The 24,804-nt window shown below is 34.2% G+C and carries 24 protein-coding genes; 11 read left to right on the plus strand and 13 right to left on the minus strand.

Going from position 1 to position 24,804, the window contains the following annotated elements:
• Window positions 1-25: 25 nt before the first annotated feature.
• The 8 genes from leuD to ilvD all read right to left on the minus strand — a co-directional run bounded on the left by leuD (window position 26) and on the right by ilvD (window position 9,736).
• A complete protein-coding gene (gene leuD, locus MHB47_RS04525) occupies window positions 26-601 on the minus strand; it encodes a 3-isopropylmalate dehydratase small subunit (protein ID WP_340755376.1) in 576 nt (191 codons plus the stop codon).
• Window position 602: 1 nt separating this feature from the next.
• A complete protein-coding gene (gene leuC, locus MHB47_RS04530; RefSeq protein WP_002507119.1) occupies window positions 603-1,973 on the minus strand; it encodes a 3-isopropylmalate dehydratase large subunit in 1,371 nt (456 codons plus the stop codon).
• 17 nt (window positions 1,974-1,990) lie between these two features.
• Window positions 1,991-3,031 (minus strand): 3-isopropylmalate dehydrogenase, encoded by a 1,041-nt coding sequence (gene leuB, locus MHB47_RS04535; protein ID WP_340755379.1) that lies wholly within the window; start codon window positions 3,029-3,031, stop codon window positions 1,991-1,993.
• Complete coding sequence (locus MHB47_RS04540; RefSeq protein WP_340755381.1) at window positions 3,028-4,563, minus strand: 2-isopropylmalate synthase; 1,536 nt, start codon at window positions 4,561-4,563, stop codon at window positions 3,028-3,030. The genes leuB and MHB47_RS04540 overlap by 4 nt, the downstream gene beginning before the upstream one ends.
• Before the next feature lie 155 nt (window positions 4,564-4,718).
• Window positions 4,719-5,738: a ketol-acid reductoisomerase gene (gene ilvC / locus MHB47_RS04545; protein WP_071561883.1), complete on the minus strand. Its 1,020-nt coding sequence runs from the start codon at window positions 5,736-5,738 to the stop codon at window positions 4,719-4,721.
• Window positions 5,739-5,774: 36 nt separating this feature from the next.
• Window positions 5,775-6,248, minus strand: coding sequence for an acetolactate synthase small subunit (ilvN, locus tag MHB47_RS04550; RefSeq protein WP_002507123.1), 474 nt, complete (start codon window positions 6,246-6,248; stop codon window positions 5,775-5,777).
• The gene (gene ilvB, locus MHB47_RS04555; protein WP_069818996.1) at window positions 6,245-8,035 is read right to left on the minus strand and encodes a biosynthetic-type acetolactate synthase large subunit; all 1,791 of its coding nucleotides are present in this window, start codon (window positions 8,033-8,035) and stop codon (window positions 6,245-6,247) included. The genes ilvN and ilvB overlap by 4 nt, the downstream gene beginning before the upstream one ends.
• A 12-nt stretch (window positions 8,036-8,047) precedes the next feature.
• Window positions 8,048-9,736, minus strand: coding sequence for a dihydroxy-acid dehydratase (ilvD, locus tag MHB47_RS04560; RefSeq protein ID WP_340755383.1), 1,689 nt, complete (start codon window positions 9,734-9,736; stop codon window positions 8,048-8,050).
• Between the two features lie 653 nt (window positions 9,737-10,389).
• On the opposite strand from ilvD, the gene tsaE reads away from it, so the two are divergent.
• From tsaE to MHB47_RS04585, 5 genes are all read left to right on the plus strand, one after another.
• Window positions 10,390-10,851, plus strand: a complete 462-nt coding sequence (gene tsaE / locus MHB47_RS04565; protein ID WP_002507126.1) for a tRNA (adenosine(37)-N6)-threonylcarbamoyltransferase complex ATPase subunit type 1 TsaE — start codon at window positions 10,390-10,392, stop codon at window positions 10,849-10,851.
• Window positions 10,832-11,494, plus strand: coding sequence for a tRNA (adenosine(37)-N6)-threonylcarbamoyltransferase complex dimerization subunit type 1 TsaB (tsaB, locus tag MHB47_RS04570; RefSeq protein WP_340755385.1), 663 nt, complete (start codon window positions 10,832-10,834; stop codon window positions 11,492-11,494). The genes tsaE and tsaB overlap by 20 nt, the downstream gene beginning before the upstream one ends.
• Window positions 11,467-11,931: a ribosomal protein S18-alanine N-acetyltransferase gene (gene rimI, locus MHB47_RS04575; RefSeq protein WP_340755388.1), complete on the plus strand. Its 465-nt coding sequence runs from the start codon at window positions 11,467-11,469 to the stop codon at window positions 11,929-11,931. The genes tsaB and rimI overlap by 28 nt, the downstream gene beginning before the upstream one ends.
• Window positions 11,924-12,952, plus strand: a complete 1,029-nt coding sequence (gene tsaD, locus MHB47_RS04580) for a tRNA (adenosine(37)-N6)-threonylcarbamoyltransferase complex transferase subunit TsaD (RefSeq protein WP_340755390.1) — start codon at window positions 11,924-11,926, stop codon at window positions 12,950-12,952. Before rimI ends, tsaD begins: the two co-directional genes overlap by 8 nt.
• A 272-nt stretch (window positions 12,953-13,224) precedes the next feature.
• The gene (locus MHB47_RS04585; protein WP_002507130.1) at window positions 13,225-13,647 is read left to right on the plus strand and encodes a VOC family protein; all 423 of its coding nucleotides are present in this window, start codon (window positions 13,225-13,227) and stop codon (window positions 13,645-13,647) included.
• Between the two features lie 432 nt (window positions 13,648-14,079).
• Here the strand turns inward: MHB47_RS04585 and MHB47_RS04590 are convergent, their stop codons facing one another.
• A complete protein-coding gene (locus MHB47_RS04590; protein WP_021339964.1) occupies window positions 14,080-16,008 on the minus strand; it encodes an ABC-F family ATP-binding cassette domain-containing protein in 1,929 nt (642 codons plus the stop codon).
• Window positions 16,009-16,152: 144 nt separating this feature from the next.
• Between MHB47_RS04590 and MHB47_RS04595 the strand changes: the two genes are divergently transcribed.
• The 6 genes from MHB47_RS04595 to MHB47_RS04620 all read left to right on the plus strand — a co-directional run bounded on the left by MHB47_RS04595 (window position 16,153) and on the right by MHB47_RS04620 (window position 22,009).
• The gene (locus MHB47_RS04595; protein WP_031266148.1) at window positions 16,153-16,800 is read left to right on the plus strand and encodes a redox-sensing transcriptional repressor Rex; all 648 of its coding nucleotides are present in this window, start codon (window positions 16,153-16,155) and stop codon (window positions 16,798-16,800) included.
• Window positions 16,801-17,018: 218 nt separating this feature from the next.
• Window positions 17,019-18,110, plus strand: a complete 1,092-nt coding sequence (locus MHB47_RS04600) for a YeeE/YedE family protein (RefSeq protein WP_002507134.1) — start codon at window positions 17,019-17,021, stop codon at window positions 18,108-18,110.
• 23 nt (window positions 18,111-18,133) lie between these two features.
• The gene (locus tag MHB47_RS04605) at window positions 18,134-18,361 is read left to right on the plus strand and encodes a sulfurtransferase TusA family protein (RefSeq protein ID WP_002507135.1); all 228 of its coding nucleotides are present in this window, start codon (window positions 18,134-18,136) and stop codon (window positions 18,359-18,361) included.
• A 143-nt stretch (window positions 18,362-18,504) separates the two neighbouring features.
• A complete protein-coding gene (locus MHB47_RS04610) occupies window positions 18,505-19,467 on the plus strand; it encodes a LacI family DNA-binding transcriptional regulator (RefSeq protein ID WP_340755393.1) in 963 nt (320 codons plus the stop codon).
• Between the two features lie 92 nt (window positions 19,468-19,559).
• On the plus strand, window positions 19,560-21,044 hold the full coding sequence (locus tag MHB47_RS04615) for a sucrose-6-phosphate hydrolase (protein WP_340755395.1): 1,485 nt from the start codon (window positions 19,560-19,562) through the stop codon (window positions 21,042-21,044).
• Window positions 21,041-22,009 (plus strand): carbohydrate kinase family protein, encoded by a 969-nt coding sequence (locus MHB47_RS04620; protein ID WP_002507138.1) that lies wholly within the window; start codon window positions 21,041-21,043, stop codon window positions 22,007-22,009. Before MHB47_RS04615 ends, MHB47_RS04620 begins: the two co-directional genes overlap by 4 nt.
• Before the next feature lie 37 nt (window positions 22,010-22,046).
• Here MHB47_RS04620 and agrA read toward each other — a convergent pair whose 3' ends face one another.
• The 4 genes from agrA to MHB47_RS04640 are packed head-to-tail and all read right to left on the minus strand — an operon-like array spanning window position 22,047 to window position 24,804.
• The gene (agrA, locus tag MHB47_RS04625; RefSeq protein ID WP_002507139.1) at window positions 22,047-22,763 is read right to left on the minus strand and encodes a quorum-sensing response regulator AgrA; all 717 of its coding nucleotides are present in this window, start codon (window positions 22,761-22,763) and stop codon (window positions 22,047-22,049) included.
• Between the two features lie 12 nt (window positions 22,764-22,775).
• Complete coding sequence (gene agrC, locus MHB47_RS04630) at window positions 22,776-24,071, minus strand: quorum-sensing sensor histidine kinase AgrC (RefSeq protein WP_340755397.1); 1,296 nt, start codon at window positions 24,069-24,071, stop codon at window positions 22,776-22,778.
• 23 nt (window positions 24,072-24,094) lie between these two features.
• The gene (gene agrD, locus MHB47_RS04635) at window positions 24,095-24,232 is read right to left on the minus strand and encodes a cyclic lactone autoinducer peptide AgrD (RefSeq protein WP_021339970.1); all 138 of its coding nucleotides are present in this window, start codon (window positions 24,230-24,232) and stop codon (window positions 24,095-24,097) included.
• A gap of 2 nt (window positions 24,233-24,234) precedes the next feature.
• Window positions 24,235-24,804 (minus strand): accessory gene regulator AgrB, encoded by a 570-nt coding sequence (locus MHB47_RS04640; protein WP_340755399.1) that lies wholly within the window; start codon window positions 24,802-24,804, stop codon window positions 24,235-24,237.

The following is a 24,804-nucleotide window of genomic DNA, read 5'->3' on the forward strand; positions in this document are numbered from 1 at the left end:
TCACACCTTTGTTAGTTTAGTATCTTTAAAAATTTTTTGCTCTTTCGTAAGATTTAATCTCATCTTCATATTGCAATGTTACTGCAACATCATCAAGTCCTTTTACGAGTTTGTTTTTCCAAGTTTCATCGATATCAAAAGTAAATTTTTTCTCTGGAGAAGAAACAGTTTGATTTGGTAAATCTACTGTGATCGATTCTGATTGTGCTAAATGTTTTCTCGCTTCTTCATCTAATACAATAGGTAACATCGCATTTTTAGTACAGTTCATATAGAATATATCACTGTAACTGCCAGCAATAATTATGTCAAAACCGTAGTCTTTAATCGCCCAAGCAGCATGTTCACGACTTGAGCCACATCCGAAATTATCTCCAGTAATTAAAATCGATGCATCTTTATATTCTGGTTTATTTGGATTGAAGTCTGGATTATCAGATCCGTCATCTAAATAACGCCATTCATCGAAAGCAAATGGTCCAAATCCTGATTTTGAAATACGTTTTAAATGGACTTTAGGTATAATTTGATCGGTATCGATATTGTCATGAAATAATGGTACGACTTTACCTGTATACGTAGTGATTGGTTTGATTTCCATATTATACAACCACCTTTCTAACATCTACAAATTTACCATTAATTGCTGCGGCTGCTGCCATAGCAGGAGAAACAAGGTGTGTTCTTGCGCCTTTACCTTGGCGACCTTCAAAGTTACGATTACTTGTCGAAGCACAATGAACACCATTAGGTACTTGGTCTGGATTCATTCCTAAACACATTGAGCAACCGGGCTCTCTCCAATCAAAACCTGCTTCTTTAAAAATTTTATCTAGTCCTATTTTTTCTGCTTCTTTCTTAACTGTCCGAGAACCTGGAACAACGATTGCTGTAATATTAGGGTGGACTTGATTTCCTTTAACAATATGACTCGCTTCAACTAAATCTGAAAGACGAGCATTTGTACAAGAACCTAAGAAGACATAACCCAAATCGATATCCTCAGCTTTTTGACCAGGTTTTAAACCCATATAATTATATGCACGTTCGTCATTAACATCTTCTATTTCTGGGAAAGGTGTGCTAAAACTCACTCCCATTTCAGGACTAGTTCCCCAAGTCACTTGAGGTTCTAAATCTGAGACATCCATTTCAATGACTCTATCAAATTCGGCATCGTCATCTGTGTAGAGTTCGCGCCATTCATCAACGGAATTATCGAAGTTTGTTGCGTATGGACGGCCTTTAACATATTCAAATGTTGTTTCATCTGGCTCCATCATGCCATATTTAGCACCAGCTTCAATTGCCATGTTACAAATTGTCATTCTAGCTTCCATACTCAAACTACGAATCGCTTCTCCAGAAAATTCTAGAGCATAACCTGTCCCAAAATCAACGCCATACTGACTAATTAAATGTAAGATAATATCTTTGGCATATACACCTGTCGGCAATTTACCTGTTACATCAATTTTTAGATTTTTAGGTTTAGTTTGCCACAGCGATTGTGTAGCAAATACATGCTCTACTTCACTTGTACCAATACCAAAAGCAATTGCTCCGAAAGCACCATGTGTAGCAGTATGAGAATCACCACAAACAATTGTTTTACCTGGCTGGGTTAAACCTGTTTCAGGACCTACCATATGCACAATACCTTGTTCATCAGAACCCATATCAAATATATGAACACCGAATTCTTTAGCATTATTTTGCAATGTAGTAATTTGCTTGTTTGCGATTTCATCTTTGATATTAAAGATATCTACGGTTGGTACGTTGTGATCAAGTGTTGCATATGTTAAGTCTGGTCTACGCAATTGTCTGTTTTGGAGTCTCAGACCTTCAAATGCTTGAGGAGATGTGACTTCGTGTATAAGATGCAAATCTATATATAATAACTGTGGGTCACCTTCTTTACCAGTCAAGACATGTTTATTCCAAACTTTATCAAATAGTGTTTTACCCATATGACATCTCCTCCTTTTTATAGATTTTCTTTTACGAAATTAATAATATCTGACGTATTATAATTTCCATTGAGATCACGGGTTGTTTTACCTTCTTTAATGAGTTGATAAATTACTGTTTCTAATTTTTCAGCTGCTTGTGGTTCATTTAAGCTTTCTCTAAGACACATAACAACTGATAAAAGCATACCGAAAGGGTTTGCGATATCTTGGTTTGCAATATCTGGCGCTGAACCATGAATCGGTTCGTAAAGTCGTGGACCTTGTTCACTAAAACTTGCAGAAGGTGATAAACCTAGTGAACCCGGTATTACAGATGCTTCATCACTTAAAATATCACCAAATAAATTTTCCGTAACAATGACATCAAATTGCGATGGGTTAGTAATTAAATGCATTGCACAAGCATCTACAAGCAAATGGTTAACTTCTACTTCAGGATAATCTTGTGAAACTTCATTTATTACTCTACGCCATAATTTACTAGAAGAAAGCACATTTTCTTTATCAACAGATGTTAATTTTTTATTTCTTTTTTGAGCTAAATCAAATCCAACTCTAGCAATGCGTTCAATTTCTAATCTGGTATAAGTAAGAGAATCAAGTGCATCGTCATCACCCAATTTTTTAGGTTCACCAAAATAGATACCTCCAGTGAGCTCTCTTACTAAAACGAAATCTGTGCCTGCAACACGCTCTTCTTTAATCGGAGATAAATGGCTCGTACCATTTGTTACTGTAGTAGGGCGTATATTAGCGAATAAGCCTAACGCTTTACGTATGCCTAATAAACCTTGTTCTGGTCTATTATTAGGATCAGTCCATTTTGGTCCACCTACAGCGCCTAATAAAATTGCATCAGCATTTTGACATGCATTTAGTGTGGATTCAGGAAGTGGTTTACCATGGTGATCTATAGCAACACCACCAAAATCATGTGATTCTAAGTCATAATTAAAATTAAAATCTTGGCTTAATTGTGCTAATATTTCTAGTGATCCTTTCATAATCTCAGGACCAATACCATCACCTGGTAGGGCTACAATCTTATAACTCATGAATGAATACCTTCTTCCGTAGCTGAATTAGCAGCATATTTAGCATGTGCTTCTACATATGATTTACATGACGCAAGCAAGATATCATGGTCAATACCGACACCTGTGACAATTTGATTATCAATTTTAATTTGTACATGTACTTCTGCTTGTGCATCAGTGCCTTCAGTAACAGAATCAATACGGTATTCTATTAACTCAGTGTTGAGGTCAAAAATACGATCTATTGCATTGTACACGGCAACGATAGATCCAGTGCCAATACTTGAATCTTGATACGTATTACCGTCTTTATCTTTAATGACGACTACAGCACTTTGAAGTCCATTTGAAACAAATTGTAGCTGTAAAGTTTCAACTTGATATATCGCATTTTGTTCGTGTTCTGTACCTTGAATTAAAGCATGAATATCACGGTCTGTAACTGCTTTTTTCTTATCTGCAATTGTTTTAAACTGTTTAAATAATACTTTTTGTTCTTCTGGATCAACATCGTAACCCAAATTAATTAATTTTTCAGCAAAAGCATGTTTGCCTGAAAGTTTACCTAAAGGTAATTCTGTTGTTTTAACACCAACAAGTTGAGGTGTCATAATTTCATATGTTTCAGGGTTTTTAATTATGCCATCTTGATGGATACCTGATTCATGACTAAAGGCGTTTTGACCGACAATGGCTTTGTTTCTAGGAACTCGAATTCCTGCAAATCTAGCAATTAAATCTGAGGTTTGTTTTGTTTCTTCAAGGTTAATTCTAGATTGATTGCCGTAATGATCTTGTCGAACGTAAAGGCCAAGTGCTACTTCTTCAAGTGCTGCATTACCTGCACGTTCCCCAATACCATTTAAGGTACCTTCTATTCGTTTGGCTCCATTTTCAATTGCAGCCATACTATTTGCAACTGCAAGCCCAAGATCATCGTGACAGTGCGCACTATAAATTACTTCATGGTCTGTTTTGATAGATTCTTGTAGTGTTTTGAAAATTTGACCATATTCAGAAGGGTAACTGAAACCTACAGTGTCAGGTACATTGATTACACTTGCTCCGGCATCAACAGCTGTTTGAACACATTCTATTAAAAATGGTAGTTCTGTTCTTGTTGCATCTTCTGGGGAGAATTGAACTAAATCAAAATATTTTTTCGCATAGCTTACATGTTCTGTTATAGATGCTAAAACTTCTTCCTTAGACATCATAAGTTTGGAATCGCGATGAATCGGGCTTGTTGCGATAAAGACATGAATTCTTGGTTTTGCTGCTTCTTTAGTTGCTTCATATACTGCATCAATATCTTTTTTCACACAACGGGCTAGACCACATACAGCAGTTGTTGTTAATACTTTTGAGATTGCTTCAACTGATTTAAAACTACCATTACTTGATGCAGGGAAGCCAGCTTCTATAATATCTACGCCCCATTTTTCAAGTTGGTTTGCTATCTTCAAACGTTCATCGAATGAAAAGTTTACACCAGGTGTTTGTTCGCCGTCTCTAAGTGTTGTATCAAAAATTTGAATATGGCTACTCATTTTCAACATCTCCTATAAATGAATTTTAGACTCATATAACCGTAAGTAATGAAGAAACACACTTTTATGAGAAAAGTAGCTGCATTTTTAAGCAATCATATATCCCTAATTAAGTGTGATTCTCCAATTACGATTAATTTAAAGGTTGAATCTAATTATTTTTCAATGCTTTTAGATTTAATGAATGGCATCATTTCACGTAGCTCTTTACCAACCGCTTCGATTTGATGTCCATGTTGTTCTTCGCGTAGTTTGTGGAACTCTTCAAAATTATTTTCATTATCTTTAATGAAACGATCACTGAATTTTCCTTGTTGGATATCTTCTAGTACTGCTTTCATATTATCTTTAACGTCTGGTGTAATGATACGTGGTCCAGATACATAGTCACCAAATTCTGCTGTATTTGAAATTGAATAACGCATGTTTTCCATACCACCTTCGTATAATAGGTCTACGATAAGTTTCATTTCATGTAATACTTCGAAATAGGCAATCTCTGGTTGATATCCAGCTTCAACTAAAGTTTCGAAACCAGTTTGAATTAATTTAGTTGTACCACCACAAAGGACAGCTTGTTCACCAAATAAATCTGTTTCGGTTTCCTCTTTGAATGATGTTTCTAATACACCAGCACGTGTAGCACCGATACCTTTAGCATAGCTTAAAGCTAAGTCTGTAGCTTCTCCACTTGCATCTTGTTCTACTGCGAATAGGGCAGGGACTGCACTACCTTCAGCAAAAGTACGACGAACTAAATGTCCTGGGCCTTTTGGAGCTACTAAGAATACGTCAACGTTTTCTGGTGGGTTGATAACATCAAAATGAATATTAAAACCATGAGCAAAAACTAATGCATTATTTGCTTCTAGATTTGGTTCGATTTCTTCTTTATATATTTTACCTTGAGCTTCATCTGGTAGAAGTACCATAATGACATCAGCTTGTTTTGCTGCTTCATTTACAGGATATACTTCGAAGCCGTCATCTTTTGCTTTATCAAAAGAACGTCCAGGTCTGATACCAATGATTACGTCATAGCCATTGTCTTTTAAGTTTTGTGCATGAGCATGACCTTGAGATCCATAACCTAAAACCGCTACTTTTTTACCTTGTAATGCATCTTTCTTTACTGTTTCATCATAATAAACTGTTGTCATAATATAATCCTCCATGTGATTTGAATTTTTGTTAAAACATTAAAACTTAAGCTAAATAATACCTGCCGAACCCGTACGTGAGACTTGTTCGATTTTATATGATGATAGATCGTCTAATAAATTATCCATCGTATATTGTGGACCTGAGGCTTGAAGATACGTATAAGTTTCTTCATTTTTTAATATAGAGACTAGCGCATCATAAGGTTTGATTAAATTTTGTAATTCTTGGTGATTGTTTGGTGTTTGTAATTTCACAAGTACCAACTCTCTATTGTAGGTATTTGTATCTGTTATATCTTCAACCTCAATTATATTGATTTGCTTTTCAAGCTGTTGAAGTAGTGTGCGTAACACGTCTGTATCAGGTATTTCTGCTACAAAAGTAATGTTAGAAATACCTTCTTCTAGCGTAGGTGTTGCGGAAAGGTTAACGATATTAAATTGTCTTCGTACGAAAATACTGGTTAATCTATTCAATGTACCTGCTTTATCTCTCACTTTTGTTCTAAATGTTCTTCTCATAATAGACCCTCCATCTCATGGTTTGCTTTACCACTTGGTACCATAGGAGAGACAATTTCAACTGGTGAAATACGAATGTCAATTAAAGCTGGTCCGTCATGTTGGAAAGCCTCATCCAATTTTTGTTCTAAGTGTGTTGGATCATCTATGAGATAGGCTTTTACATTATATGCTTCAGATAGCTTAATAAAGTCTGGCTGTCCATTAAACACAGAATGTGAAAAACGTTTATTAAAGAATTTATCTTGCCATTGTTTCACCATACCCAGTGTACCGTTATTTACGATTACGATTTTAATATCTATGCCGTATTCTTCTAAAATACCCATTTCTTGGTTTGTCATTTGAAAACCACCATCGCCTACAAATGCTACGACTGGTTTGTCTGGTTTAGCTAATTTAGCACCAATTGCTGCAGGTATACCAAAGCCCATTGTGCCTAAACCACCACTTGTAACAAGTTGACCATGATCTTTGAATGGGTAGTATTGTGCAACCCACATTTGATGTTGTCCCACGTCTGTAGTTACGATTGCATCACCATTGGTAATTTCTCCGATATATTCAATTGCGCGTTGTGGTTTTGAAAATACACCATCTTCATCATCGCTGTATGCAAATGGTTGCTGTGTTTTATTTTCGTTACATGTTTCTAACCAATCTTCGTGTCGGATTGAATAACTGTCGAAATCGAGTAGAAATTCTAATGTCGCTTTACAATCGGCAACAATACCCAAATCTACTTTAATAATTTTGTTGATTTCAGATGGATCGATATCAACATGAACGATTTTAGCATTTGGTGCGAATTCATCAGGGTTACTAGCTAATCTGTCGTCAAAGCGACTTCCGAAGTTAATAAGTAAATCACATTCAGTTAATGCCATATTACTTGCGTATGATCCGTGCATACCACCCATACCTAAAAATAGGGGGTGTTCGTATGGAATTGCACCGAGACCAAGTAATGTACTTACTACTGGTAATTGGTGTCTACTTACAAATTCAGTGAATAAATCGTTTGCTTTGGCATGGTTGATGCCTGCACCTGAAAGTACTAATGGTTTTTTTGCACTTTTCAAAAAGTCTCTCAATTTTTGTATATCATCTTTTTTCGGTTTATTAGGTATTGTGTAACCAGGTAACTCTAATTCATTAGTAACTTGGGCATTTGTTGATAGGACACCCATATCTTTAGGAAAATCGATTACCACAGGACCTTTTCTTCCAGTATTAGCGATATGAAAAGCTTCATGAATAATTTTTGGAATATCCTGTACATTTTTGACTTGATAGTTGTGTTTAGTAATAGGTGTTGTCATGGAGAGTAAGTCTGCTTCTTGGAATGCATCCTTACCGATACCAGGTGTTGCGACTTGGCCTGTGATTACTACTAAAGGTAAAGAGTCGCTGTAAGCATCAGCAATACCGGTAATCGCATTTGTAGCTCCTGGACCACTTGTAACAACTACTACGCCTGTATTACCAGATACACGTGCATAACCTTCAGCTGCGTGCGTTGCACCTTGTTCGTGACGGGCTAAGATGTGCTTTATTCTTCCATCATATAGTGTGTCATAAAGAGGGAGAACAGCACCTCCTGGATAACCAAATATAAAATCAACACTCTCATTTGCCAATGATTCAACTAATAATTCTGAACCAGATCTCATTTCATCAATTGTCTCTTGTTCTAGTTCAACTTCAGGTTCAATTGGTTCTACTGCTTCCAAAGATTCAAAATTTTCTGATTTTTCTATTTCAAGTGTTTCAGTATGTTTAGACATTGTGCTCACTCCTTAAATGAGATTTTCGGGAACTTGCATTACGCCACCAGTATTAGCACTTGTAACAAGTGCGGTGTAACGTGCAAGATAACCAGTTTTCACTTTTGCTTTAAATGGTTTCACATCTTCTTTTCTATCGTTTAAAATTTCATTTGATACTTCGACATTCAACGTTCGGTTAGTTAAATCAATAGTAATTTCATCACCATCTTTAATTAGTCCAATAGGTCCACCCGAAGCCGCTTCAGGTGATATATGTCCTACAGCAATGCCTCGAGTTGCACCTGAGAAACGGCCATCTGTAATTAATGCGACATCTTTACCTAATCCTCTTCCTACAATTGAAGAGGTAGGTGCTAACATTTCAGGCATGCCTGGGCCACCTTTAGGACCTTCATATCTTATGACGACAACATGGCCTTCTCGAACAACGTGATTATCAATTGCTTCTACTGCCTCATCATGCGAGTCAAAACAAATTGCTTTACCTTTAAATACTTTAATTGAAGGATCTACACCACCTACTTTAATGACGGCACCATTTGGAGCTAAATTACCGTATAGAATTGAAAGCCCTCCTTGTTTGTCGTAAGGGTTATCTAGATGTCTAATTACATCGCTATTTAAAATTTCTTTACCTTCATTATTTTCACGAAGGGTCTTGCCTGTCGCTGTGATTCTATCTGGATGTAAGGTACCTTCTCTTTTAAACAGTTCATTAATAATTGCTGGCACACCACCTGCTTCATGTACATCATGCATTGAATAAGAAGAACTAGGTGCAATTTTTGAAAGGTAAGGTGTTTTCTTAGCAATTTCGTTAATTCTTGTTAAGTCATAATCGATGCCAGCTTCGTTTGCAATTGCTAATGTGTGAAGCACAGTGTTTGTAGAACCACCCATTGCCATGTCTAACGCAAAAGCATCATCAATTGCTTCACTTGTTACGATATCTCTTGGTTTAATATCATTTTTAATATTATCTACTAATTTGAACGCGGCTTCTCTAATCATTTCTCTACGTTGATCACTGACTGCTAATGCTGTTCCATTATATGGAAGGGATAAGCCTAAAACTTCCATTAAACAATTCATTGAATTCGCAGTGAACATACCAGAACAAGAACCACATGTTGGACAAGCATTTTGTTCCATATCTAAAAATTCATCTTTTGAAATCGAACCATCTTTAAAAGCACCAACTGCTTCAAACATTGAAGAAAGTGTCAATGCTTTACCTTCTGAAGATAATCCTGCTTTCATAGGACCACCAGAACAAAAGATGGCTGGAACATTGGTTCTGACTGATGCGAGGATCATACCTGGTGTAATCTTGTCACAGTTAGGAATATAGAATACACCGTCAAACCAATGCGCGTTAATTACGGTTTCAGCAGAATCGGCAATGATTTCTCGTGAGGGAAGGGAATATCTCATTCCTATATGCCCCATCGCGATACCGTCATCTACACCGATTGTGTCAAATTCAAAGGGAATAGCACCTGCTTCACGAATTGCTTCTTTGGCAATGTCTGCTAATTCTCTTAAGTGGACATGTCCTGGGACAATGTCAATATATGAATTACAAATTGCCACGAAAGGCTTATTCATATCTGTTGGTTTTTCTAATGCACCTGTAGCATGCAAAAGACTTCTTGCTGGAGCCTGCTGATCACCTTTTTTGATCATATCGCTTCTCATACCATTTCCCCCTTAAAATTGAAAATAAAAAAAACGTCCCAATAAATTATTGGGACGTTTTCAAGTCCCATTCAACTAGAAAGAGGACTTAAACGTTTAGTAAATTCTTCACTAAAGTTCCAGTCCTAATAGCATAATAAAATGACTAAATTATTTGAAGTTGTTGGTTTGTATTGCATATGGTTTTTGGTCATTTTATTATACTCCTCTCGAATGAATGGTTTTTATTTAATTGAATTGTCTAAAAATTCGATAAATTAAATTTACTACATCAGCGAGGTCATGTCAATGACTTTTTGGAATTATCTCTAAATTCACACAATTACAAAAAAGAAAGAACTTGTTTTACTATGAAGTAAAATAGGCAAAAATTTGTTAAACTATAAGAGTTATTTATATAGAACAGATAAATTGAAGTAATATATTGTGATTAACTCAAATAAAAATTGCGAATAGTTACTATAGAAAGAACTGAGTTTTTATAATGGAGTATAAGAGAAGTGTTAAAAGTATACAAGTGCTAATCGCACTTGCATAAGAGCAACTCATCCCAATAATTTGGGCAATTAAAAAAGGAACGCCTGAGCTAAAGCTCATGCATAAGAGCAACTAATCCCAATAATTTGGGAAGTTGCTCTAAAAGGGAGGGGAATATGATTAAGATAAAGGATTTAGATGGAATGGCGGTTTTTGCTACAACGTTAGCGAAGTATTTATCAGCTGGCGACCTTGTATTGCTTAATGGTGATCTAGGTGCTGGGAAAACAACATTAAGTCAATTTATTGGAAAAGCGTTAGGTGTAAAAAGAAATATTAATTCACCAACCTTCAATATTATAAAATCATATCAAGGATCAAATTTGAGATTACATCATATGGATTGTTATAGATTAGAAGACTCTGAAGAGGATTTAGGCTTTGATGAATATTTTGAAGATGAAGCAGTTATTTTAATCGAATGGAGTCAATTTATTTCTGAGTTTTTACCACCGTCTTCTTTAACTATTAATATAACGACATTAAATGAATCGGAAAGAAATATAGAATTAGAAGCACAAGGTGTACATTATGCAAAAATAAAGGAGGAGGTTGAACGTGAACTATCTGTTGATTGATACGTCAAATCAGCCATTGTCAGTTGCTTTAATGCAAGACGATAAGGTGTTAAGTGAATTGAATTCAAATGAAAAAGTAAATCATTCAGTACAGTTAATGCCAGCAATCGAACAAGTTATTGCTGAAAGTAAAGTATTGAAAGAAAATATCGATGTCATTGTAGTTGCACAGGGACCAGGTTCATATACTGGTTTAAGAATAGGTGTAACAGTTGCAAAAACTTTAGCATACGCTTTAAATGCTGAGTTGTATGGTGTGTCATCACTCAAGGCACTTGCTGCAACGATTAAAGAAGACACGAGATTAATTGTCCCTGTGTTTGATGCAAGAAGAGAAGCGGTTTATACAGGTGTATACCAATATGAAGAGAATCAATTAGTTCAAGTTGAACAAGACCAGTATTTACCTATTGAAGAATTATTGGATTTATTGCACAAGACTGGACAACCCTATGTGTTTGTAGGGACAGATACTGAGCATTTAGAAGAATTATTAGATAGTACCTGTGTTGCGAATGTGCCACTAGCTAAAAACATGAAACCACTTATTGAAACAGCAGAAAATATACATCAATTCACACCAAACTATATTAAAATATCAGAGGCTGAGAGAAATTGGTTAAACCAACAGAACAAGAGTTAAATATACGTTTAATGAACACAAAAGATGTGCCACAGGTATTTGATATAGAAAGAAATAGTTTTAATGACAGTAGTTGGTCGATTGATGCATTTTATCACGAGGTAGAGCAAAATGAATTTGCAAATTATTTTATTATTGAATTTAATGAGAAGATAATTGGTTATATTGGCTTATGGATAGTAATTGATCAAGCACAAATTACAACCGTCGCTATTGATAATGAATATAGGGGTTACGGTTTAGGCCAACTTTTATTAAAATATGTAATGAATTTTGTCCGAGAAAAATGTGAAATGATGAGTTTAGAAGTGCGTGTAGATAATGATATAGCACAACACGTTTATACAAATTTAGGTTTTAGATATGGTGGTAAGCGAAAAAATTATTATGGTGAAGGCGAGGATGCATTAGTTATGTGGGTGAATTTTAATGAGTGATGCGACATTAATATTAGCAATTGAATCGAGTTGTGATGAAACAAGTGTAAGTATTATTAAAAATGGTACAGAAATACTCAGTAATATCGTATTAAGTCAAATTGAGAGTCATAAACGTTTTGGTGGCGTAGTACCAGAAGTAGCGAGTAGACATCATGTTGAAGGAATAACAACAACGATTGATGAATCGTTAGTTAAAGCAAATGTAACAATGCATGATATAGATGCAGTTGCTGTAACTCAAGGACCAGGATTGATTGGTGCATTATTAGTGGGAATTAATGCGGCAAAAGCCTTAGCATTTGCTTACGATAAACCTTTGATACCTGTTCATCATATTGCTGGTCATATATATGCGAACCATTTAGAAACACCCTTACAGTTTCCTTTAATGGCATTAATAGTCTCAGGTGGACATACAGAATTAGTATATATGAAAGACCACTTGAGTTTTGAAGTTATAGGAGAGACAAGAGATGACGCTGTCGGTGAGGCTTATGATAAAGTAGCGAGAACAATTGGATTAAGTTATCCGGGCGGCCCACAAGTAGATCGTCTAGCAGCAGAAGGAAAAGATAATTATCAATTTCCTAGAGTATGGCTTGAAAAAGATAGCTATGACTTTAGCTTTAGTGGTTTGAAAAGTGCAGTAATTAATAAATTGCATAATTTAAAACAAAAAGATGAAGAAATTAACAAAGCAGACGTAGCAACAAGTTTTCAAAATAGCGTTGTAGAAGTTTTAGTCGGCAAAGCTATTTCAGCTTGTGAGCATTATGATGTTAAACAACTGATTGTTGCAGGTGGCGTGGCAAGTAATAAAGGTTTGCGAGCAAATTTAGCAGAAGCTTGTGAAGCCCATAACATTAAACTTTGTATACCGAGTCCTAGTCTTTGCACAGATAATGCTGCCATGATTGGTTCAGCTGGCCATTATTTATATCAGGCTGGCGTAACTGCTGATATGACATTAAATGGCTTTAATAGTATGGATATTGAACAATTTTCAGTTAAATATTAGTTAATATTTAAAAAGATGAATCTATGAACAACATAAGGCTAAATATATTTTCTAAAAATAATAACACCAACGATTGAATGATGATATGCTCTCTTCTAAGTTTTTACTTTTTAAGTGTCTACTTGGATGGGCGCAGTTCATTTTGACAATCGGTTGGTGTTTTTTAATTTATATTTGAGAAATAAGGGTATAGGTAATTTAGTGAATCATTATCTAATGACGATAGAATCTAAGGTTATTTACAAATATCATTTTTAAAGGAGGATATTTTAATGAAATCAGTTCAATATTTTAACTTTCAAAATAGTTTAGCAGCGTTGAATTTTTATGAGAAACACCTAGGGGCCACTGACATACAGCGTGTTGGCGGTGATCATGAAATGTTTGCAGATATGCCAGAGGAATATGATATTGATAAGAATTTTACTATGAACGCGTCATTTAAAATTTTAGGTGAAACATTCTATTGTAGTGATACAATGAAAAATAAAAAAATTGATAATAGTGGTGCGATTGTGGCTTTCACTTTTGATTATTCAAATGAAGCGGACAAACAACAAGCAGAAGCTTTTTTTAATAAAGCAATAGAAGGTGGATGTGAAGCTACGATGCCATTAGATAAGACAGAGTGGTCTGAACTATATGGTATGTTTAATGACCCATTCGGTGTGACTTGGATGATCAATGCAGAATAAATTATAAAAAGCTAAGGCTGAGACATGTAATTATGTCCCAGCCTTAGCTTTTTGATTAATTGGTTTTTGAGATGAAAGATTTTGCACGTTTATAGATTTGTTCTGGAAATTGCATAATGCGTAACAACTTTGACATGATTACATAGGTAAAAATGAAATCAGTTGAATATTATAGTTTATATAGAATGTCAATAGGGAACGTGCGTACTTATCAACAAATAGTGTATAACTTGTGGATAAGTAGTGGTTATGTGTGTGGATATAGGTTAATATCTGAAAATTGAAAGCGGGTAATAGTTACATATTACTTGTGGACAACTAGGATAACTCTGTGGATAGCTATTGTAACAGTAATGGTATTGTGAATAGAATGAGCATAAAAAAAGAGCTAAAGTAGAAAATTTTACTTTAGCTCAATTGCACTTATAGCGATTATATTAACAATTCTTGTAATTCTGCCCATTCATCCATGACTTGTTCTAATTTTTGTTCGGCTATTTCTTTTTCAATTGCTAAATCATTTGCCTTTTCTGGATTAGAATACACATCAGGCTGTGTGAGTTGTTCGTTTATATTATTTATTTCTTGTTCATATATTTCAATATTTGTTTCACATTGTTCTATTTTACGTTCAACTTGTCGTTGCTCTCGTTTTTGTTGTTTTTGGTCAACGTAATTATGATTTTGTGATGCACTTACTTCTGTTTTTGTAGGGTTATCCAATTCTTTTTTCGCTTGAATCGCTGCTTTTTCTTCTAATTTTTCAATGTAATACTGATAATCACCTAAATACATTGTTCCACCAGTAGTGTCCAAATCATAAACTTTATTTGCAAGTTCGTTTATAAAATAGCGATCATGTGACACAAATAAAATTGTGCCTTTAAAATCTGACAATGCTTGTTCAAGCATCTCTTTAGAGTCTATGTCTAGATGGTTAGTTGGTTCATCTAAAATAAGTACATTGTTGCGCTCTAGCATCAGTAGAGCAAGTTGAAGACGTGCTTTTTCTCCACCAGACAAGTCATTGATGATTTTTTTGACATCATCTTGTACAAATAAGAAACGGCCTAAGACAGCTCGAATATCTTTTTCATTCATTGTTGGATATTGGTCCCATAAATAATCAAGGATTGTTTTGTTTGATTTAAATTCAGCTTGTTTTTGATCGTAATAACCAACTTTTAAATTTGCACCTGTAGTAATTTCTCCACTAATCTTTTGTTGGAGACCGGCGACTGTTTTGATTAAAGTAGACTTCCCAATACCATTAGGACCAATGATTGCAATATGGTCTCCCTTAGTGGCTTCGATATTAATACCTTTTGTTATGGCTTCCTCATATCCAATTTCTAGATTTTTAATATGAAATACATCGTTTCCAGTATTTCTATCAAAATCGAATTGGATATTGGCGCTTTTAGCATCAATCATAGGTTTGTTAACTCTTTCCATTTTTTCCAACATTTTCCTTCGGCTTTTTGCCATGCCCGTAGTTGAAGCACGAGCGATGTTTTTCTCTACAAATGTTTCAAGTTTTTTAATTTCAGCTTGTTGACTTTCATATTCTTGCATACGTTTTTCATAATATTTATCTCTTTGCTCTATGAATTGTCCATAGTTACCTACGTAATGTTGTACGTCGCCGAGCGCAACGTCATAAATTTGATTGACAATTTTATCTAAGAAATATCTATCGTGACTGATAATGACGATAGCGCCTTTGAAATAATTCAGATAACTTTCCAACCATTGCGTTGTTTCCATATCTAAATGGTTTGTAGGTTCATCAAGTAATAGTAAATCAGGTTCGCTAAGTAACATCTGGGCTAAAGATAACCTAGTCTTTTGACCGCCACTAAAATCATTAATAGGACGATTAAAATCCGCTTCACTAAAATTCAAACCGTGTAGAACAGTTTTAATCTTACTTTCATATTGGTAACCTTCTTGTTGTTCAAATTGATTAGATAAAGACTCATAGCGATCGATGTGTGTCTTATATGACTCAGTATCATATTCATCAGCATGTTGCGCTAACCAGTCCGTCTCAAATTTCATTTCTAATTCTAATTTTTTCATACTTTCAAATGGTTTCGACATTTCATCAAAAACAGTTTGATTCGTATTTAAAGTCATTTGTTGTGTTAGATAACCAAGCTTGAGATTTTTGCTTTTTGAAACTTGACCGCTATCATATGTCTCGACGCCAGCGATGATTTTCATTAAAGTAGATTTTCCGGCACCATTACGTCCAACGATACCAATACGTTCACCAGTTTTAACTTCAAAATCTACATTATTAAAAATATCTTCTCCGTCGAATGATTTAGTTAAGTCATTGAGTTGTAATAATATCATCCGATTTGCACCTCTCTATTCATTATCATTCTACAGTATTCAACGCGTGGTTAAAACTATCATTGTTTATTTTTATTATTCAATAATGTATAATGTTGTAGTGATTATAAGATAAATCAGCAATAGATAATGAAATAGGGGGACATGGTCTTGGCTAATCAAAGCGAAAAGATTCCTCGTGCCACATTGAAACGTTTACCGTTGTATTATAGATTCGTCAATACTTTGAAATCTAAAGGCATAGATAGAGTTAATTCAAAAACTATAAGTGAGGGTTTGAACATTGATTCTGCAACGATTCGTCGTGATTTTTCATATTTTGGTGAATTAGGCAAGAAAGGCTATGGCTATAATATAGATAGCTTATTACATTTTTTTAAAAATGAGATAAGTGAAAATGACGAGATAAAAATTGCAATTGTAGGTGTTGGGAATTTAGGGAAAGCATTATTAACATACAACTTCTCAATACATGATGAGATGACAATAACGGAAGCTTTTGATATACGAGATGAAATTATAGGGACGCAAATAGGGAAAGTAACAGTCAGTCCGTTTGATAAAATTACGGATATATTAGCACAAGAACATATTGATGTAGTGATTTTAACTACACCTGAAGAAGTAGCGCAGCACGTTGCTGATACTTTAGTAAAAACAGGTGTAAAAGGTATTTTGAACTTTACACCAAGTCGTGTTCTGACACCATCGGATGTTCAAGTACATCATATTGATTTGGGTATTGAATTACAATCTTTACTATTCTTTATGAAAAATTATAGTAACAAATAAAGCGTATGAAAATAGGCTAGCTTTTTTATTTGCACGAGATACACGTTAAGTGGTGAGTGTTTAAAAAAGCTAGTTTTTGTATTTAGTTATACGATTACTAACAACTACAGTTATTTTCACAATTAACACTTTATAAAATATAAGCAAACGGGCTTGATATTTAATGAAAAGTTTAATATGATAAATCATATTGATTTTATCGGGAAAGAGGTAATAATATGACGTGGTTAGTAATCAGTGGACTAATCGTTGGTGCGCTTTTAGGCTTTGTTATGCAAAGAACGCGATTTTGTTTAGCTGGTGGATTTAGAGATATGTACGTTCAAAAAAGCAATAAAATGTTTTATGCATTGTTAATTGCAATTTCCGTACAAAGTATTGGGTTATTAATTTTAACATCAACAGGCTTAGTAGAAATTCCAGAATCTACGTATCCAATTATTGGAACAGTAATAGGTTCATTTATATTTGGTATTGGTATTATTTTATCTGGAGGTTGTGCTACAGGTACGTGGTATAGAGCTGGAGAAGGTTTAATAGGTAGCTGGATGGCACTTATTGCCTATGGTTTCACTGCAGCGGCAACAAAGTTTGGTTTGCTGTTACCATTAATGAATGGTGTGAACAAACCGACAAATGTAAATTCAAGTATGGCACAAACGACAGGTATACCAACATGGGTTTGGGTCGCGTTACTTACAATCATCACGATTCTTCTTGTTGTAAAAACGTTACGTAAACCAAAACCTAAATTTGCTATACCAAAATTAAAGCAAAAATATACAGGTATAAGACATTATTTATTCGAGAAAAAATATCATCCATTTGTTGCAGCAATTGCTGTTGGGCTGATTGCTTTAATCGCATGGCCTGTAAGTGAATCAACAGGAAGAATGTATGGACTTGGTATTACAACACCATCTGCAAATATAGTTCAGTTTTTTGTAACTGGTGACTTGAAATTGATAGACTGGGGTGTATTCCTTGTTCTAGGTATATTCGTTGGTTCTTATATTGCTGCGAAAGGTGCTAAAGAATTCAAATGGAGAATGCCTGATAAAAAGACAATACGTAATAGTGTTATCGGTGGCGTATGTATGGGATTTGGCGCTTCTGTAGCTGGCGGTTGTTCAATAGGTAACGGTTTAGTAGAAACTGCAACGATGTCATGGAAAGGTTGGATTGCACTTGCGTCTATGATTTTAGGAGCTTGGTTTATGAGTTACTTTATATTTATAAAACCAATGAAAAAAGCGCAACGCCAACAAACTAGTGAAAATACGATTTCAACACAAACACAAACGACTTAATTATATTAGGGAGGAATTTAATTATGGTACATGAATTAGGAACGGTAGGAATGGTTTGCCCATTTCCATTAATAGAAGCACAAAAGAAAATGGATACAATGAATAACGGTGAAGAATTGAAAATAGACTTTGACTGTACTCAGGCAACAGAGGCACTACCTAATTGGGCAGCTGAAAAAGGATATCCGATAACAAACTATGAACAATTAGATGATGCTTCTTGGACGATTACAATTCAAAAAGCTGAATAAGTGAAAGACCAACCAACTTGCTATTATTAGGTTTAAACACCTAAGGTATCAGGTTGGTTTTTATTTTAAATAGTATTTAAAGCGGTTGCAATATGATAGAATTAATCATATTGAGAATAGCTTATTGATGAGAGTGAGAGAATATGAAAAATATATCTGATATTGCAAAAATTGCTGGCGTATCAAAGAGTACAGTTTCAAGATATCTTAATAATGGCTCGGTAAGTTTAAAAACTAAGCAAAAGTTGGATAAAATCATTCGAGAAAATGATTACCAACCAAATCAGTTTGCCCAAAGTCTGCGAGCGCATAGAACCAATATGATAGGTGCGATTATACCTAGAATGAACTCTTACGCAGTAGATGAAACAATCAAAGGCGTGAAGACAGTTTGTGATGATTTGAACTATAGATTATTGCTTAATTATACAAATATCGATACAGAACTGGAAATTGATGCATTAGAAACATTTTATAGAAGTAAAGTCGATGGAATTATATTAATGGCTACAGAAATTACAGATAGACATATTGAAGTGATTAATAAAATTGATGTCCCTGTTATTATCGTCGGTCAAGAACATAAGGACTTGCATTGTATTATCCATAATGATTTTCATGCAGGTTATATGGTAGGCGAAGGACTCGGATCAAAAGGTTTTAAAAACATTCAATTCTTTGGAGTTACAGAAACCGATGTTGCTGTAGGTATACATAGAAAAAAAGGCTTAATCAGTGGCTTAGCGAAATATAATGTCAAACCACATATTTCGCAAACCTCATTTAATTACAATGAGGCAATGTTTGATGTATCAAAAGAATTGCAAACTCAACCTAATTATGACGCAGTTGTGGGAGCAACAGATTCTATCGCATTAGCTGTACATAAAGTCACCTCAGAAGATACTACACAAAATGGTGACAAATTTATCGTTGGTTTTGGTGGTGATCCAGTTACAGAAATTGTCTCGCCTTCAATTCATACAGTTAATTATCATTTTGAATATGCTGGTGAAGTAGCAATGAGCAAACTCAATCAACTCATTCAACATCAACCTATAGAGCAACGTATCTCTATTGATGTGGGTCTTTCATTTAAAAATTAACTGAAGCATGATATTATATAATAAAACGTAATGGAACCGGTACCATAATGTAGAATAAAGTTTGAATATTGGATAGTAGGAGGAAAATAGTAATGGCTGAGTGGACAAGAGATGAACGTTATCAAAAATATGAAGACGTTGATCAGCAAACATTAGATGATTTATCAGCTAAAGTTAATGAGTCTAGGTATAGACAAACGTTTCATTTACAACCTAAAACAGGATTATTAAACGATCCTAACGGATTGATATACTATGACGGGACGTATTATATATCACATCAATGGTTTCCGTTAGGACCAGTCCATGGCTTGAAATATTGGTATACATATACAAGTAAGGATTTAGTACATTTTGAAGATGTGGGAACATCATTAAAGCCAGATACTAAAGATGATAGTCATGGTGTTTATAGTGGTAGTGCATTTGAATATAATAACCATATGTATTATATGTATACGGCAAATCATCGCGATGAAGATTGGAATAGAATTTCTACGCAACATATTGCAAAAATAAATGCAGAAGGTGAAGTTGAAAAGTTTCCTAAAGCGGTCATTGCTGAACCGCCATTTGGATATACACAGCACTTCAGAGACCCTAAAGTATTTTCAAAAGATGGTGTCTATTATGCTGTCATTGGAGCTCAAAATGAACAAGGTCAAGGTAGAGTGATTCAATATCGTTCAACAGATATTGTGAATTGGGAATTTCAAGGTGAAGTTCATACGAATCTAGATTCATTTGGTTATATGTGGGAATGTCCGGATTACTTTAACTTGGATGGATATGATATGTTGTTATTTTGTCCACAAGGTATTGATGAAGAAGGTGAGCGATTTAAGAATATCTATCAATCAGGGTATATTATGGGACAATACGACATTGATAATTTAACAATGAATCATGGAGACTTTTTTGAACTTGACCACGGCTTTGATTTTTATGCGCCACAAACGTTTATAGATGAATATGGACAGCGAGTATTAATTGGCTGGATGGGATTGCCGGAAATTAATTATCCATCTGATGTTGATGGATGGGCACACTGTCTAACTATTCCACGTGTACTATCGATTGAAGCAGGTAATTTAAAACAACGACCGGTAAAATCCCTTGAACAATTAAGAATAAATAAAGAAACAGCACTAGGGTATGCGAATAAATTCACGAGACAATTGTATCCATATGAAGGAAGACAATATGAATTGATTATCGATATTTTAGAAAACGATTCAACTGAAGTATATTTTGAAGTGCGTACGTCTAAAAAACAAACAACACTGATTACTTATAATAAGAAAGAACAAAAGTTAACGTTAGATCGTAGTGAAAGTGGTTTGTTACCAGACCCAGTCGACAGTACAACAAGAACAACCTATCTGGATACACCTTTAACACAGTTACAATTATTTATCGATACATCGAGTGTCGAAATATTCTGCAACGATGGTGAACGTGTCATGACTTCTAGAATTTTTACAGACGATGAAGCTACAGGCATTAAAACATCAACAGAATCTGGACAAGTATATTTAAAATTCACAAAATATGATTTAAAGGATGAGGAAGTATGAAACGACTACTTGCTATAGGTGAAGCGTTAATCGATTTTATACCTAATACGACGGACTCTAAATTGAAAGATGTTGAAGGCTTTTCGCGCCAAGTGGGAGGCGCACCTTGTAATGTAGCATGTACGACCACTAAACTAGGTGGCAAAGCTGAGATGATTACTCAATTAGGAAATGATGCATTTGGTGATTTAATAGTTGAAACGTTAGAAAACTTAGATGTCGGTACACAGTATTTAAAACGTACGGATGAGGCTAATACTGCATTAGCTTTTGTAAGCTTAACTAAAGACGGTGAAAGAGACTTTTCCTTTTATCGTAAACCTTCTGCTGATATGCTTTACCAAACTGAAGCGGTAGCAGGAATTGATGTGATGGAAAACGATGTGCTACATTTTTGTTCGGTGGATTTAGTAGAAAGTCCTATGAAGTATGCACACAAAGCATTGATTGATAAAGTTAAAGTAGCAGGGGGAACAGTTGTATTTGATCCCAATGTTCGCTTACCATTATGGGATAGTGAGGACGCGTGTAAAGAGGCAATACAATCATTTATACCACTAGCAAATATTGTTAAAATTTCTGATGAAGAATTGACTTTTGTTACAGGTCAGAGTGACGAAGTACAAGCAATTCAATGGTTATTTCAAGGTGATGTAGAAGCGGTTATTTATACTAAAGGTGCTGCCGGAGCTATGATATATTTGAAGGACGGTACAGTCATTAGGCACCAAGGGTTTAAAGTACAGCCGATTGATACGACAGGTGCCGGAGATGCTTTTATTGGAGCGTTGATTAGTAGAATCGTAACCTCAAATACAAATGATATAAATCAATTGTTAAAAAATGAAGGTCAAAGTATTTTAGAATTTAGTAATTATGTAGCAGCAATGGTTACTACAAAATACGGCGCTATAGAGAGTATTCCGAATTTAAGTGAAGTAAATAAAGCATTAAATAAACAGTAAAAAAAGACTTAGCATAATTTGCTAAGTCTTTTTTATATTATATTTTTTTTACATTTCTTACTGAAGCAAAGCAATGTTCTTGGTTTTTGAAATAAACAATGCGAGATTTTGAATCAATAGATTCAATATTATGTCTGTTAACAACGAAACTGTTATGACACCTAAAGAATCTATCATCAAGTTGGTTAAGTTCTTTAAGGTTACCATAGAATTCAATTTGTCTATTGTCTAAATGCGCAATCAATCGATGAGATTTAGTAGAGGACTCAAAAAACATAACATCATCATATTGAACATATACTGAATTACTTCCACGTTTTAATTCAATTGTTTCAACAGTGCTTTCTTTAGAAAGTAATTTTAACCTAGATTCTGAAGTTTCTAAACAATCAATGATTCTAGATTTTAATTCATCCGGATCATCTTTAAAAATAAAGTCCATCGCTGCTACTTTATAAACAAAAGTAAGATATGTAAGCTCGCTATGACTTGTAACAAAAATGATATTACCTACAGGGTCGTGCTTGCGAATTTCACTAGCAAGCTTGATGCCGTTAATGTCGGCTTCCAATTGTATATCTAAAAAGTAACACCCTATATCACTTAAATCTTTAGAACGTTCTAAAACTTCATAAGGATCGGCAGTTGCAACTTCAATTTCCATCGGTTTCTCTTCAATCATGATGTAGTTGTTGATAATCGAAATCATATTCTCACGTTGTCTTTCATCATCTTCACATATGAATATCTTCATATTTTCACACCCTTATGAATCAGTATTTAATATTTCTACTTTTTGTATAAAATAGTTATTATCAATTGTTGTATCTAATAAAACATTAGAGGTCGTATCAGTCAACTCTTTTAATGTTGAAAGCCCAAGCCCACGATTTTTACCTTTTGTAGAGAAATTCTCTTGGAATAGGGTATGTAATCGAGGCATATCAGTATCACATTTATTCATAACTATAAACATCACTGAATCATCTTCATTTTTGATAAAAGCAATTCGAATAAGCGGGTCATCCACTATTTTTTCAGAAGCTTCGATCGCATTATCAAGTAAAATGCCAATAACCCTACTCAAATTAATAATAGGCATTTCGATTTTTTCGATCGTTTCAGGAACTTCTATGCTAATTCTAATATTCTTTTCTTGAGCTTGTAATATTTTTGTTGTTAATAATCCTTTGATTTCACGAACTTTTAGATTTTCAATACCACTAATTTTAATGGCATTCATTTGCATACTGTCTTGCATAGGCAAAATTTCTTCATGGAAATATTGATCTAAACCTTCCATATCATTTTCTCTAATAAAATCCGACATCGTTGATAATATGTTGACGTAGTCATGTCTAAATTTACGCATTTCATGATTAATTTTTTCTATTTGTAAAGTGTACTTATAGTAATTCTCGATTTCACGCATATTACGCTTGTACTGAATCTGACGAATGATACTGAAAGAAATCGTAACAATAAGTACAGCAGTCGTTATGATTAATACTGCATACATAACCACTAAAAACTTTATATCTCCAAAAGAAAGAACACGATCAGGTAAATAAAAATAAATTAATAACAATACTGTTAACAGAAAAACACAAACAATAATTAAATATATTTTATTTAATGATAAACCGGAAGTGGTTAATAGTTTAAAGAGAAATCTTCCAAGTATTGAAAAAAACATAATTATAGCAACGAAAATTATATAGTATATTAAGTTAAATATATAATTCTCTGAAATTAAATCTTGCAATGATGTTGCTAACCAAATTGAAAGGAAGTTGGCCATATACAGGATGAAAAAGCTAACAAGTACAGATACGACACCCATGAAGCGATTTTTAAAATACATAAAGACAACACTTGCTAACAATAAAAATAACATCGATTTTGTATCAAAATAAAAGAATAAAACGGTTGAAGGGATTATAATCCCAATAATGGTAATATAATCCCTCAAAGTATAAGTTACATTTGTTAAAATTTTAATGATTATGAAAAGCAAAACTGCTTGAAATATTGATAACATTATTGTGTTTAAAATAGCCATACTCTACACACTTTCTAAGACAATTATTCGTATAATTCTGTAATTTCTTTAGGTACTTCTGTCTCATCAAAATATCCATAACAAGGTCTTGCCCCGGCTACTGCGCCTAGTACTGTGAAAAACTTCGCGATTATACTAAAAATAGATTCAAAGATATGCATAATTAAACATCCTCCTTAGGGAAAAATATAGGTAGTTGAGCGATAGCAATCAAAATAATGCCTAAAAGTACTAATTGTTGATAAGGCTCACTGAAAAACATTGATATTACTACTAATAATAAAGTTACAATGACTGTCTTTAATTTCTTACCTTTTACTAATCGTTGTGGTATAGGCTGCTTTTTCGTAGCAGCAGGTGCGTATATCATTAATATAATGAAACTAAGTATTGCTAATGGATACATAATTAGTGAAGACACTCCCATATACCCGATTAGCCAAGGTAATAAAACAAATAAAGATAAATTCTGCACATGACATGCAAAAGAAGATTTTGCATGTGCACCGTGTGCATATTGCCTAATTAAAAAGTACGATAAATGGACAGTTAGTGTGTAAAAAAAGAGGTGGCAAAGGATCGAAACGCCATAAGTTATTATTGTTTTGGTTACATTGCCTACAAATACTTGCATACCTAAACGCATCTTTAAATAATCAATATGTTCTAAGTTGTTACGTTGTTGTAGGTATTTAGCAAAACGGTCAATTTTGCTATCTATAGACTTTAACAT

The sequence above is a fragment of the Staphylococcus sp. FSL K6-3157 genome (assembly GCF_038005145.1).
Classification (GTDB): domain Bacteria; phylum Bacillota; class Bacilli; order Staphylococcales; family Staphylococcaceae; genus Staphylococcus; species Staphylococcus equorum.